11 protein-coding genes and 2 pseudogenes are annotated in these 12,774 nt (G+C 75.8%); 7 read left to right on the plus strand and 6 right to left on the minus strand.

Annotation, left to right across the window (positions count from 1 at the left end):
- Nucleotides 1-52 precede the first annotated feature (52 nt).
- The gene (locus CFP65_RS02265; protein WP_104814501.1) at nt 53-1,270 is read right to left on the minus strand and encodes a CdaR family transcriptional regulator; all 1,218 of its coding nucleotides are present in this window, start codon (nt 1,268-1,270) and stop codon (nt 53-55) included.
- 153 nt (nt 1,271-1,423) lie between these two features.
- Here CFP65_RS02265 and CFP65_RS02270 point away from each other — a divergent pair, with 153 nt between their 5' ends.
- On the plus strand, nt 1,424-2,953 hold the full coding sequence (locus CFP65_RS02270) for an NAD(P)/FAD-dependent oxidoreductase (RefSeq protein ID WP_104814502.1): 1,530 nt from the start codon (nt 1,424-1,426) through the stop codon (nt 2,951-2,953).
- Between the two features lie 128 nt (nt 2,954-3,081).
- Here CFP65_RS02270 and CFP65_RS02275 read toward each other — a convergent pair whose 3' ends face one another.
- Both CFP65_RS02275 and CFP65_RS02280 read right to left on the minus strand, forming a co-directional pair.
- Nucleotides 3,082-3,843, minus strand: a complete 762-nt coding sequence (locus CFP65_RS02275) for a maleylpyruvate isomerase family mycothiol-dependent enzyme (RefSeq protein ID WP_104814503.1) — start codon at nt 3,841-3,843, stop codon at nt 3,082-3,084.
- Nucleotides 3,844-3,912: 69 nt separating this feature from the next.
- The gene (locus tag CFP65_RS02280) at nt 3,913-4,644 is read right to left on the minus strand and encodes an SDR family NAD(P)-dependent oxidoreductase (RefSeq protein ID WP_104820588.1); all 732 of its coding nucleotides are present in this window, start codon (nt 4,642-4,644) and stop codon (nt 3,913-3,915) included.
- Between the two features lie 95 nt (nt 4,645-4,739).
- On the opposite strand from CFP65_RS02280, the pseudogene CFP65_RS02285 reads away from it, so the two are divergent.
- Together CFP65_RS02285 and CFP65_RS02290 are read left to right on the plus strand one after the other, a co-directional pair.
- Nucleotides 4,740-5,585 (plus strand): annotated as a pseudogene (locus tag CFP65_RS02285) (LysR family transcriptional regulator); the annotation flags it as partial.
- 192 nt (nt 5,586-5,777) lie between these two features.
- Nucleotides 5,778-6,833 (plus strand): NAD(P)-dependent oxidoreductase, encoded by a 1,056-nt coding sequence (locus tag CFP65_RS02290; protein ID WP_104814504.1) that lies wholly within the window; start codon nt 5,778-5,780, stop codon nt 6,831-6,833.
- A gap of 54 nt (nt 6,834-6,887) precedes the next feature.
- Here the strand turns inward: CFP65_RS02290 and CFP65_RS02295 are convergent, their stop codons facing one another.
- Nucleotides 6,888-8,036, minus strand: a complete 1,149-nt coding sequence (locus tag CFP65_RS02295; protein WP_104820589.1) for a sensor histidine kinase KdpD — start codon at nt 8,034-8,036, stop codon at nt 6,888-6,890.
- The gene (locus tag CFP65_RS02300; protein WP_254552176.1) at nt 8,033-8,785 is read right to left on the minus strand and encodes a response regulator transcription factor; all 753 of its coding nucleotides are present in this window, start codon (nt 8,783-8,785) and stop codon (nt 8,033-8,035) included. The genes CFP65_RS02295 and CFP65_RS02300 overlap by 4 nt, the downstream gene beginning before the upstream one ends.
- Nucleotides 8,786-9,081: 296 nt before the next feature.
- Here CFP65_RS02300 and CFP65_RS40455 point away from each other — a divergent pair.
- The 3 genes and pseudogenes from CFP65_RS40455 to CFP65_RS02310 form a co-directional block, all read left to right on the plus strand.
- Nucleotides 9,082-9,807 (plus strand): annotated as a pseudogene (locus CFP65_RS40455) (glycosyltransferase family 2 protein); the annotation flags it as partial.
- A gap of 99 nt (nt 9,808-9,906) precedes the next feature.
- A complete protein-coding gene (locus CFP65_RS40460; RefSeq protein WP_254552806.1) occupies nt 9,907-10,551 on the plus strand; it encodes a DUF2064 domain-containing protein in 645 nt (214 codons plus the stop codon).
- Entirely contained in the window at nt 10,548-11,228 is a 681-nt protein-coding gene (locus CFP65_RS02310; RefSeq protein ID WP_104814505.1) for a methyltransferase domain-containing protein, read from the plus strand. The genes CFP65_RS40460 and CFP65_RS02310 overlap by 4 nt, the downstream gene beginning before the upstream one ends.
- Here the strand turns inward: CFP65_RS02310 and CFP65_RS02315 are convergent.
- On the minus strand, nt 11,225-11,719 hold the full coding sequence (locus CFP65_RS02315) for a hypothetical protein (RefSeq protein WP_104814506.1): 495 nt from the start codon (nt 11,717-11,719) through the stop codon (nt 11,225-11,227). The genes CFP65_RS02310 and CFP65_RS02315 overlap by 4 nt on opposite strands.
- Nucleotides 11,720-11,781: 62 nt before the next feature.
- Here CFP65_RS02315 and CFP65_RS02320 point away from each other — a divergent pair, with 62 nt between their 5' ends.
- On the plus strand, nt 11,782-12,762 hold the full coding sequence (locus CFP65_RS02320; RefSeq protein WP_104814507.1) for a YafY family protein: 981 nt from the start codon (nt 11,782-11,784) through the stop codon (nt 12,760-12,762).
- Nucleotides 12,763-12,774 lie beyond the last annotated feature (12 nt).

Raw genomic sequence — 12,774 nt, forward strand, 5'->3', positions numbered from 1 at the left:
CGTCGCCGACGTGGAGCGGGTGGCCCCGCTGCGGGCGGGGTCGAGGGTCGGGTCAGGGGCGGCCGCGCCATTGGAGGATCTGGAGGGCGGTGCCGACCTCGATGGTGTGGTGGGCGAGGGGGCGTGGGAGGAGTTGTTCGGCGCGGGCCAGGCGGCGGAGGAGGGTGTTGCGGTGGGTGAAGAGCCGGGCGGCGGCCCTGGTGGCGTTGCACTGCTCGGTGATGAAGACGCGCAGCGCCTCGGTGACCTCGGGCGGCGCGGTCTCCAGCTCACCGAGGGTGCGGCGGAGGAACCGGTCGGCGCGTTCGGGGTCGGCGGTGAGCAGGGCGACGAGCTCCACCTCGTGGTGGAAGGCCAGGCGGGTGGGTGAGGTGAGGCGGGCGAGCATCTGCTGGGTGGTCAGGGCGTCGAGGTGGCTGCGGCGGAAGCCGTCCAGGCCCGGCCCGGTGGAGCCGACCGCGACCCGGACCTCGGGCAGCTGGTCCAGTGCGGCGCGCGCCCGATCGGCCTCGGGCCGGCCGTGCATCCAGAGCCAGCGGGTGGCGGCGCCGGCGATGACGCTCAACGGGCTCGGCTCACCGGCGGCCTCGGCCAGCGCGTAGGCGGCCCGGTCGAGCCGACCGAGGTCGGCCTCGGGGGCGTCGGTCCAGAGGATCGCGGCGGTGTGCACCGGCTGCAGCCGGTAGCCGAGCCGGCTCTCGGCGCGCTCCTGGGTGATCGGCGCGCCCTCCAGCAGCAGGGCGACGGTCTCGCGGCGTTCGGCGTGGGTGCCATGGGTGAGCTCGGCCCGCTCGGCCCGCATCCGGGCCGAGATCGCGGTCAGGGTGCCGTCCACGAAGGCGGCGATGGAGCGCAGGGAGACGTCGAGGAGTTCGGCCAGCTCCTGCGGATCGTCGGTGAGCGTGCAGGCGATCTGCGTCCACATCCGTACGGCGACGCTCTCGCCGACCCGGTAGGCGTCGAGGGCGGACTCGTCCAGGCCGCGCCGGACGATGTCCCGGGCGACGGCCAGCGAGGCCTCCGTATCGTTGGCCGGGACCGGCTCACCGGGCGCGCGGACGTTGGAGGCCGCCCAGAACAGCAGGTTGGAGTGGTTGGTGCGGCGCGCGCCGGCGGCCAGCACCGGATCGGCGGCGATCTGCCGCCTGGCCTCGCCGGCCAGGGTGGCCGTGTCCAGCTCGGCGAGCCAGTCGGCCGTGGGGTTGAGCGCGATCTCGGCACCCCGGCGGATCAGCTCCCGCACCCGGGGCGAGGGTGGCGGCCACGACATGCGCCCATCCTAGCGGTGTAGATTGCCCCACCTGCCGATCCATTCGGTGCAGTCTGCACATTGTCGGCGCGCCTCTCCCACCGCCACGATGGGCCCGTCCACCCCTCGTACCCACCCCACGCATCCACCCCACGCCACCGCCGGGAGCCGCCCGTGTCCTCCTCCCCCGCCGACTCCGCCACCCCCGCGACCCCCGACGGCTCCGACGCCGAACACCTCGATGTCCTGATCGTCGGCGCCGGGATATCCGGCATCGGTGCCGCGCGGTACCTGAAGGCCGAGCTGCCCGGACGGAGCTTCGCGATCCTCGAAGGCCGCGAGGCCTCCGGCGGGACCTGGGACCTGTTCCGCTACCCGGGCGTGCGCTCCGACTCGGACCTGCACACCCTGGGCTACGCGTTCAAGCCGTGGCGCGACCGGCATGCCATCGCCGACGCGCCGCGGATCCTGTCCTACCTGCGGGAGACGGCCACCGAGAACGGTCTGGACCCGCACATCCGCTACCGCCACCGGGTGCTCGGTGCGTCCTGGTCGAGCGACGAGGCGCGGTGGACGGTCGAGGTCGAGCGCACCGACACCGGCAGCCGCACCACGCTGACCTGCGGCTGGCTGTTCAGCGCGGGCGGCTACTACCGCTACGACGAGGGCTTCACGCCCCGGTTCGAGGGCCGCGAGGAGTTCCGGGGCACGATCGTGCACCCCCAGCACTGGCCGGAGCAGCTCGACTACGCCGGCCGGCGCGTGGTGGTGATCGGCAGCGGGGCGACCGCCGTCACCCTCGTGCCGGCGATGGCCCGCACCACCGCGCACGTCACCATGCTGCAGCGCACGCCGACCTACGTCGTGCCGGTGCCGCGCTCCGACCTGCTCGCCAACACGCTGAAGACCTTCCTCGGCCAGGAGCGCGGCTACGCGCTGACGCGGCGCAAGAACATCGCCCAGCAGCGCCTGGTCTGGCGCTTCTGCCGGAAGTACCCGCAGGCGGCCCGGCGCCTGATCCGCTGGGTCAACTCCCGGCAGCTGCCGCCCGGTTATCCCGTCGACCTGCACTTCAACCCCCCGTACGACCCGTGGGACCAGCGGCTCTGCGCCGTCCCCGACGGCGACCTGTTCCGGGCGATCCGCGAGGGCCGGGCCTCGGTGGTCACCGACCGGATCGCCCGGTTCACCGAGCAGGGCCTCCTGCTCGAATCCGGCCGGGAGCTGGCAGCGGACGTCGTCGTCACCGCCACCGGGCTCAACGTGCAGGCCTTCGGGGGCATCCGGCTCACCGTCGACGGCCGTGAGGTGCGACTGCCGGACACCGTCGCCTACAAGGGCATGATGCTCTCCGGCGTGCCGAACTTCGCCTTCGCGATCGGCTACACCAACTCCTCCTGGACGCTGAAGGTCGGCCTGCTCTGCGAGCACTTCTGCCGGCTGCTGGCCCACCTGGACGCCCACGGGTACGACACCTGCCGGCCGCAGCCGGCCGACCCCGGCATGCCGACCCGTCCGTTCCTGGACTTCGGCGCCGGCTACGTCCGGCGGGCCGTCGACTCGCTGCCCCGCCAGGGCGACCGGAAGCCGTGGCTGACCTCGACGGACTACCGCGAGGACCTCGAGCTGCTCCGCTCCGGCGGGGTCGTCGACCCCGAACTGCGCTTCTCCCGGTCCACCGACCGGACCCGGGTGACGGCCTGACGGCCCGAGGTGCCGGAGCGGGCCGCCTCGGCGCCGGGCATGCCGAGGCGGCCTGCGGTAGGTCCGGCCTGCGGTAGGTCTGGCCTGCGGCACGTCCGGCGTGCGGCACGTCCGACCCGGCCGGGCTGCTACGCCTCGGGGTCCCAGGCGATGATCTGCTCGAAGACCTCCGGGTTGCCGTCCACCTTCAGGTCGTGCACCGTGCGGCGGCCCCAGACGAAGAGGAGCAGCTCCTCGGCCGTGGCCGTGCCCGCGACGGAGGCGGGCGCACCGTCCGCCGGGACGGGTACGGGCCAGGCGCCGGTGCCGTCCAGGGCGAGGCGCCAGGAGCGGCCCTCGGTGGCGTTGTACTGGATGGTGGCGGGCTCATGCGGCCACGCCACCGGGGTGGAGTTGCAGGTGTCGAGGAACTCGGCCACGCCGTCGAGCGCGACCTCCGTCGGCATCGGCTGCACGGCGTCGGCGGCGAGCTGGGCGTCGTAGGTGTGCACCAGCAGCTCGTGCACCCGGCGCCGGGCCACTCCCCGGGAGTTGGCCGGCGACACGCCGGAGGCCCACCAGGTCCAGCATTCGCGCTCCGGGCCGGCCTCGCGCAGCGCGCTCAGCAGCAGCTCGTTCGACTCCTCGAACCAGGCCAGCAGCGCCTCGAGCTCGCGCGGCGCCACCGAGGGGTCCTTGGCCGGCGGAGCCTCGGCCGCGCCGGTGGTGACGATGGTGGCCCACCAGCGCTGGCCCGTCCCCAGGTGCTGCACCAGGTCGAACACCGTCCACTCGGGGCAGGAGGGCACCGGCGCGTCGACGCCGGGCGCGGCGGCCACCGCGCTCCGGAACGCGGCGGACCGCTCGTCGATCAGCTGCAGCAGGGTGGCGTACTCGAAGCTCTCAGTCACAGCGCGTGTCTATCACTCCGGCTCAGCCTCCCGCACCAGGTTTTCCGGCCGCGATCCCGACTGCCCCGGTCACCACGGCACCTCACCCCCCTCCTCGAAGAACCCGCCGGTCGGGCCGCCGTCGGGCAGGGTGGCGAGGCGGATGGCGATCGCCGCGCCCTGCGCGGGGGTGCGGTGGCCGCGGAAGCCGTTCAGGTCGGTGGCCACGTAGCCGGGGCAGGCGGCGTTGATCAGGATGCCGGTGCCGGCGAGCTCGCGGGCGTACTGGAGGGTGACGGCGTTCAGGAAGGTCTTCGAGGGCGCGTAGGCCACCGCCACCGGGCCCACCGTCTCTTCGGTGGTGGCAGACGACTGCCGGGTGAGGGAGCCCACGCTGCTGGACATGTTGACGATCCGTGGTGCGGCGGAGCGGCGCAGCAGCGGCAGCATGGCGTTGGTGACGCGGACGGCGCCGAGCACGTTGGTCTCCACCACCGCCCGGAGGACGGCGGGGTCGGCCTGGCTGGGCTGCTGCGGCATGGCGCCGGCGATGGCGGCGTTGTTGACGAGCACATCCAGCCGCCCGGCCCGCTCCTCGATCAGCCGGGCGGCGCCGGCCACGCTCGCCTCCTCGGTCACCTCCAGCGGGACGCCGTACGCGTCCACCCCGGCCGCCCGCAGGCGCTCCACCGCGGCCTCCCGGCGCCGCTCCTCGCGGGCGCCCACCCCGATGCTCCAGCCGAGGGCTCCGAGGCCCTCGGCGATCGCGTATCCGATGCCCTTGTTCGCGCCGGTGACCAGCGCGATCCTCTGTTCGCTCATGGGGACGATGCTGCCGGGCACCCGACCGGCGGGTCCAACACCGATCGGGTGGGCAGCGATACCTTCCGGGTATGGATCCGGCGTACCCTGGCGTCGTGGAGACCCGGGAGTTGCGTTACTTCGTCGCCGTCGCCGAGGAGTTGCACTTCGGGCGCGCCGCCCTGCGGCTCGGCATCGCCCAGCCGCCGCTCTCCCGGGCCATCCGGCAGCTCGAACGGCGGCTCGGGGCAACGCTGTTGGACCGCACCAGCCGGTCCGTCCGGCTGACCGAGGCCGGTGCGGTGCTGCTGACGGAGGGTCGGGCCGCGCTGGACGCGGTCGAGGCCGCCGAGCGCCGGACTCGCCGCGCGGCCCTGGCCGCGTCCGGCCGCCCCGGCCTGACCCTGGTCACCAAGGCCAGCGCCTCCCGCGCGCTGCTGGCGGATCTGCTCGCCGCGTACGCCGCCGCACCCGGCGCGGTGCCGGTCGAGGTGATCCTCTGCGGCCCGGGTGAGCAGGGCCGGCTGCTGCGCGAGGGCCGGGCCGACGTGGCGCTGCTGCACCGACCGTTCGACTCCACGGCCGGGCTCGACTGCGAGGCACTCGCCTCGGAGGGCCAGGTGGCGGTCCTGCCGGCCGGGCATCCGCTCGCCGCCCGGGCCGCGCTGCGGCTGGCCGAGCTCACCGACCTGCCCGGTCTGCCCCTGCCGCGCTGGCCCCGCCCGGACGGCAGCCACCCGCCCGGCCCCGGCCCCCAAGTCCGGGACCAGACCCAGCTGTTGCAACTCGTCTCGCTCGGCCGGGCCTGCGCGGTCTTCCCGGAGTCCTGCCGGGCCCAACTGCCCGCCGACCTCGCCGCCGTACCGGTGCCGGACGCCCCGACCGTCACCACCGTGATCGCCTGGCCGCCGCACAGCCGCGCCAAGGCCGTCGCCGACCTGGTCCGGACGGCGACGGCCCTCCGACCCGGATCGCATCCCGAGCCGCGTCCCGAGCCGCATCCCGCCGGGCATCCCGAGCCGCGCCCCGAGCTGCATCCCGCCGGGCATTCCGCCGGGCATCCCGAGTGGCGTCCCGCCGAGCAGCTTACGGATCGCTGACGCCACCCCGCGCCGGGGCTCCGGCGGGCCGAACGGCCGGTAGCGTGCCGGGACATGAGGATTCTGGTCACCGGCGGCGCCGGGTTCATCGGTTCGACGGTCGTGCGGGCGCTGGCCGCCGCCGACCACGAGGTCGTGGCGCTGGACGCCCTGCTGCCCGCCGTCCATCCCTCCGGAGCCGCGCCCGAGTTGCCGGACGGCGTCGAGTTCCGGCACGGCGACGTACGGGACGCCGCCACGGTGGCGGGGGCGCTGGCCGGGGTGGACGCGGTCTGCCACCAGGCGGCGATGGTCGGCCACGGTCTCGACCTGGCCGACGCGCCGGCGTACGTGGGCTGCAACGACCTGGGGACGGCGGTGCTGCTGGCCGGGATGGCCCGGGCCGGGGTGCGGCAGCTCGTGCTGGCCGGCTCGATGGTGGTCTACGGCGAGGGCGGCTACGCCTGCCCGGAGCACGGGCGGGTGGCGCCGGGGCCCCGGCTCCCGGCGGATCTCGACGCCGGCCGGTTCGAGCCGCCCTGCCCGGTCTGCGGCGCCGCGCTGCGGCCCGAGGCGGTCACCGAGGAGGCACCGGGCGACCCCCGCAGCGTCTACGCCGCGACCAAGCTCGCCCAGGAGCACCTGGCCGCCGCCTGGGCCCGGGCGGCCGGCGGATCCGTGCTGGCCCTCCGCTACCACAACGTCTACGGCCCGGGCATGCCGCGCGACACCCCGTACGCGGGGGTCGCCTCGCTGTTCCGCTCCGCACTCGCCCGGGGGGAGGCGCCCCAGGTGTACGAGGACGGCGGCCAGCGCCGCGACTTCGTCCACGTCGAGGACGTGGCGGCGGCCAACCTCGCCGCCCTGGCGGCGGTCGGGGGCCGGCCGCCGGGCGGCGCGCGGGCCTACAACGTCGGCAGCGGCGAGGTGCACACGATCGGCGAACTGGCCGGGGCGCTGGCCGAGGCCCACGGTGGGCCGGCCCCGGTGGTGACGGGCCGGTACCGCCTCGGGGACGTCCGGCACATCACCGCCGACTCCTCGCGGCTGCGGGCGGAGCTGGGCTGGCGGGCCCGGGTGCCGTTCGCCTCTGGGATGACCGCCTTCGCCACCGCACCGCTACGGGCCTGAAGCGACGGCGCTACGGGCCTGACGCGACGGCGCTCCAAGCCTGACGCGACACCGCTACGAGCCGGAAGGCCCGGGTGCGGCCGGGAGGGCGATCTCGAAGCAGCAGCCCCCGGCCACGTTGCGCACCCGGGCCCGGCCGGAGTGGGCCTCGACGATGCCCCGGACGATGGCCAGGCCGAGCCCGGCGCCGGTGTCCCCGCCCTCGCCGGGGTCCTGCCGCGGGGTGCGGGCCGCGCTGCCGCGCCAACCGGTCTCGAACACCCGGGAGAGGTCCTGCTCCGGGATGCCCCCGCAGCTGTCGGTGACGGAGAGCACCACCTCCTCGGCCTCCCGGCGGGCCGAGACCGCCACCACGCCGTCCTCGGGGGTCGAGCGGATCGCGTTGGCCAGCAGGTTGCCCAGCACCCGGGTGATCTCCCGGCTGTCCACCTCCACCGGTTCGGCGGCCACCTGACCGCCCATCAGCCGCACGCCCCGCTGCCGGGCCAGCGGATCCGCCCCGGCCAACGCCTCGTCGACCAGGTCGTACACCGAGACCCGGGCGAGCGTGAGGGCGAGCGCCCCGGCCTGGATCCGGGAGAGTTCGAAGAGGTCGTCGACCATCCCGGTGAGCCGCTCCACCTCGGTGCGGATCCGCTGGAGGTAGCGGGCGGGCTCGTCCACCACGCCGTCCTCCAGCGCCTCCGCCATGGCCCGCAGTCCGGCCAGCGGAGTGCGCAGGTCGTGCGAGATCCAGGCGATCAGTTCGCGCCGGGAGGCCTCCAACGCTTGGGCCCGGGTGCGGGCTTCGGAGAGCCGGGCGCTGGTGGCGGCCAACTCCCGGCTGAGCTCGGCCAGTTCGAGGCCCAGCGGCGGCTCCGGCGCGGTGAACCCGGTCTCGCTGCCCACCGTGCGGGCGGCGGCCGTCAGCGCCCGGCTGCCGGCCACCACCTGGCGGCCGAGCAGCGCGGCCGTCAGCAGCGAGACCACGGCGGCCATCCCGAGCACGGTGATCACCACACCGAGGTCGTGCCGGGAGAGGAACATCGCCTGGGCCACGGCGAAGGTGCCGGAGGTGACGGCGAGCACGGTGACCGCGGCCACACAGAAGAGCGAGAGCGCCAGCGAGCGGCGGCGCAGCAGCCGCACGGCCGGCCAGCCGAGCAGTCCGGCCCCGGCCGCGCCGAGCCCGGCGTACACCGCGATGAGCAGCAGGTCCTTCACGCCCACCCCTCCTTCCGGTCCGTCGCGGGGTCGTAGCGGTAGCCGGCGCCCCAGACCGTGCTGATCAGCACGGGCGTGGCGGGGTCGTCCTCGATCTTCTCGCGCAGCCGCCGGACGTGGACGGTGACGGTGGACAGGTCGCCGAAGTCCCAACCCCAGACCCGCTGCATCAGCTCCTGCCGGGAGAAGACCGTGTGCGGATGCCGGAGCAGGAACGCCAGCAGGTCGAACTCTCGCAGCGTGAGGAGGAGTTCGCGATCGCCGCGGTGGGCCCGGCGGGCCTGCGGGTCCAGCGTGACGTCTCCGGAGACCAGCGGTGCGGCGGCCTGGGCCGGCGCGGAGCTGCGGGAGCGGCGCAGCACGGACTGGATCCGCAGCACCAGCTCCCGGGGGCTGAACGGCTTGGTCACGTAGTCGTCGGCGCCCAGTTCGAGGCCGAGGATCCGGTCGGCCTCGTCGCCCTTGGCCGTGAGCAGCACGACGGGGAGGTCGGCACCCGGGCCGGAGGCGCGCAGCGTGCGCAGGATCTCCAGGCCGTCGATGCCGGGCAGCATCAGGTCCAGCACCAGCAGGTCGGGCCGGTGGCTGCGGGCCAGCTCCAGTCCCTCCCGGCCGTCGCAGGCCCGGTCGACCCGGTGCCCGGCCCGGGTCAGGTAGCCGGCGACGACCTCGCCGACGGTGAGGTCGTCGTCGACCACCAGGATGAGGGCGGGCTCGGGTGGTGCGGCGGGTGCGGGGCTCTCGGTCACCTGGCCGAGGATACGAGCCGCACCGGTGGCCGTGGCCCCGGCCGGGCCCGACGTCAGCCTTCCGTAACCTGGCCGACCGGGCCGGGGCAGCCGACGCGGGGTTGCCGTGGGCTCGCCGCCCGGGCCGGGCAGGCCGACGCGGGACTGCCGTGGGCTCGCCACCCGGGCCGGGCAGGCCGAGGCGGGGCAGCCGCGAGCTCGCCACCCCGAGCGCGCCGATGCCCCGGGCCGACGTCGGACTTTCGTAAGCACGCGGCTCGGTCACCCTGCGCTCCGCCGCGCCTACCGTGGCCTGCGTGACCCTTCCCGTTCTCCCTCCCCCTCCCCCACGGCCCGGTGCCGACGTGATCCTGCCCTGCCTCGACGAGGCCGAGGCCCTGCCCTGGGTGCTCGGCCGGCTGCCCGCCGGCTGCCGGGCGATCGTGGTCGACAACGGCTCCCGCGACGGCTCGGCCGCCCTGGCCCGCTCCCTGGGCGCGACCGTCGTCGAGGAGCCGCGCCGCGGCTTCGGCGCCGCCTGCCACGCCGGCCTGCTCGCCGCCACCGCCGAGCTGGTCTGCTTCATGGACTGCGACGGCTCGCTGGACCCGGCCCAACTGCCCCTGGTCCTGGGGCCGGTGGCCGAGGGCTCGGCCGATCTGGTCCTCGGGCGGCGTCGCCCCCGGACCTTCGGCGCCTGGCCGCCGCACGCCCGGCTGGCCAACGCCGTCCTGGCCCGGCGGCTGCGGGCGGCGACCGGGGCTGCCCTGCACGACCTCGGACCGATGCGGGCCGCGCGCCGCGACCGGCTGCTGGCGCTGGGCCTGGGCGACCGCCGCTCGGGCTACCCGCTGGAGATGGTGCTCGCCGCCTCGGCGGCCGGGATGCGGATCGCCGAGACCGAGGTCGACTACCTGCCGCGCTCGGGCCGTTCCAAGGTCACCGGTACGGTGCGCGGCACCCGGCAGGCCGTCCGGGACATGCGGGCCGTGCTGGCCGCCCCGCCGCCCACCCTCCTGGTGATCGCCAAATCGCCCGCCCCGGGCCGGGTCAAGACCCGCCTCACCCCGCCCTGTACGCCCGAACAGGCGGCGGCACTGGCCGAGGCCGCGCTGGCCGACACGCTGCTCACCCTCTCCCGGATGCCGGCCGGCCGACGGCTGCTCGTGCTGGACGGACCGGTCGGCCGGTGGCTGCCCCCGGGCTGGGATGTCCTGCCGCAGGCGACGGGCGGGCTGGACCGCCGCCTGGCGGCCGCCTTCGCCGCCGCCACTCCGGGTGCTCCCGCCCTCCTGGTCGGGATGGACACCCCGCAGCTGGACGCCGGCCTGCTCGCGGCCGCGCTCTCGCCGGCCCGGCGGGCCGGCGTCGACGCCTGGTACGGCCCGGCCGAGGACGGCGGGTTCTGGGCCCTCGGACTGGCCCGGCCCGACGCGGAGCTCGCCCGGCGGCTACTGGTGGGGGTGCCCATGTCCACGCCCGACACCGGGCGGGCCCTGCTCGACCGCCTGGCAGCGGCCGGCCTGACGGTCCACCACCTCCCGGCGGCCACCGACGTGGACACCATCCGGGATGCGCGCCTGGTCGCCGCCCAGGCCCCGCACGGCCGGTTCGCGGCCCGCCTGCGCGCGGTGGAGGGCGACCACGCAGCGGATGGCAGCCGCGCGATGGAGAGCAGCCGCGCCGTGGCGGGCGACCGTGCGACGGAGAGTGATCCCGTGCCGGAAGGCAGCCGCGCGATGGAGGGCGACCGCGCGACCGCGAACAGCCGCGAGGTGAACCGGTGACCGTCGAGGCCGAGCCCTGGGTGGACGACCCGTTCGCCGAGGCCGTCCGGGCCGGCCGGGGCCCGCTCTGGCTCCGCCACGAGGACGGTCGGCGGATCCCGCTGGACGTCGAGCGCTGGTGCGCGCCCGCCGCCGGGGCCGACCACGGGCTGCTGCTGCGCTGCGCCACGCTGGCCGCGCCGGTGCTGGACCTCGGCTGCGGGCCCGGCCGCCTGGTCGCGGCCCTGCTCGGCCTCGGGGTGCCGGCCCTCGGCGTGGACGTCACCGGCGCGGCGGTGGCCCGCACCCGTGGCCTCGGCGGGCCGGCCCTTCGCCGCTCGGTCTTCGACCGGCTCCCGGCCGAGGGCCGCTGGGGCGGCGCCCTGCTGGCCGACGGCAACCTGGGCATCGGCGGCGACCCTCGGTCGCTCCTGCGCCGGAGCGCCGAACTCCTCGCCCCCGACGGCCTGCTGCTGATCGAGGTGGACCCCTCCGAGGTGGACGAACGGATCACCGTCCGGGTCGAAGGGCGCCACGGCGAGCTCGGCCCCCCGTTCCGCTGGGCCCGCTGCGGCGCAGCGGCCACCGCCCGCCTGGCCACCCGGGCCGGGCTCACCGAACACGAACGGTGGTCCTCGCACGGCCGCCGCTTCCTCGCCTGCCGCAAGCCCCCCCCCCCCCGACGTGACGGCCCCTAGCGGCGGGTGAACTCCATCGACCAGTTGGTCACCCAGCTCTGCCCGCCGTCGGCGGAGAACGCCTGCTGCCAGCGGGCGGTGGTGGCGCTGATGCCGTCCCAACGGTAGCGGACCAGGACCGGCCGGCCGGCGTACTCGTCCTCGCCGGTGAACTCACCGACCAGCCCGGCCGCCGACTCCGTGAACCGCCCCCGCACCGGCGGCTCCAGCCGCCCGGTCCGGGTGCTGGACCAGTACAGCGACCACTCCCCCGCCTCCGGGTCGAACAGCCTGAGCGTCATGCCCTTGACGCCCAGGGTCGGGAAGTCGATCTCGTCCGTGTTGCCCAGGCCGTCGAGCAGCCGCCGACAGCGGGAGAGGCCCGGGAACTCGGTCCAGCCGCTCGCGGGGTCCAGGAAGTCGGTGAGCCTGCGATTGGCCACCTTCCACTCGCCGAGGAAGAAGTCGAAACCGCCGAAGGGGACCCGGGGGTCGGTGTGCTCGTTCGTCATGCCAGGACGGTAGGGCCGGTCCACTGACAACCGATGTCAGTGGAGTCGGCGAGGATGGCCGGATGCGCGCCAGCCGACTCGTCTCCATCCTGCTGCTGCTCCAGACCCGGGGCCGGGTCACCGCCGCCCAGCTGGCGGCGGAGCTGGAGGTCTCCGTCCGCACGGTCTACCGCGACGTGGAGGCCCTGCACGCCGCCGGCATCCCGCTCTACGGCGACGCGGGCCACCGCGGCGGCTACCAGCTCCTCGACGGCTACCGCACCCGGCTGACGGGGCTCAGCCCGGGCGAGGCCGAGGCCCTCTTCCTCTCCGGATTGCCCGGCCCCGCAGCCGAGTTGGGGCTGGGCTCGGTGCTGGCCGCCGCCCAGCTGAAGGTGCGGGCCGCCCTGCCGGCCGCCCTCGCGGCCCAGGCCGAGCGGACGCAGTCGCGGTTCCACCTGGACGCGCCGGGCTGGTACGCCGACCGCGACGAGACCCCCTTCCTGGCCGAGGTGGCCGACGCGGTCTGGCACTCCCGGGTGCTGCACGTGCGGTACCGCCGCTGGAAGGCCCCCACCGAGGTGGAGCGGCGTTGGGAGCCGTACGGCCTGGTGCTCAAGGCGGGCCGCTGGTACGTGGTCGCCGGGCCGGGGCCGTACGCGTACCGGGTCGACCAGATCCTCGCCGTGCTCCCGCCCGAAGACGGCCCGGGAGCCGGCGCGCCGGGCGCGTTCACCCCGCCCGCCGAATTCGACCTCGCGGCCTGGTGGGAGCGCCACCAGGCCGAGTTCCACCGCAGCCTGCACCGGGCCGATGCGACGGTGCGGCTCGCCCCCGCCGCGCTCGGCCGTTTCACCGGCCCCACCGCCCGGGCCCTGGCCGCCACCGGCCGGGTCGAGCCGGACGGCTGGACGCGCGCGGTGCTGCCGATCGAGTCGGTCGAGCGCGCCTGCGCCGAGTACCTCGCCCTCGGCCCGGAGATCGAGGTCCTGGAGCCGCCCGAGCTGCGCGAGGCACTGGTCCGGGCCGCCCGGGCCGTCCTGACCCGGTACGGAGAGACCTGACCTCGCCCGGCG

The organism is Kitasatospora sp. MMS16-BH015, assembly GCF_002943525.1.
Taxonomy (GTDB): Bacteria; Actinomycetota; Actinomycetes; order Streptomycetales; family Streptomycetaceae; genus Kitasatospora.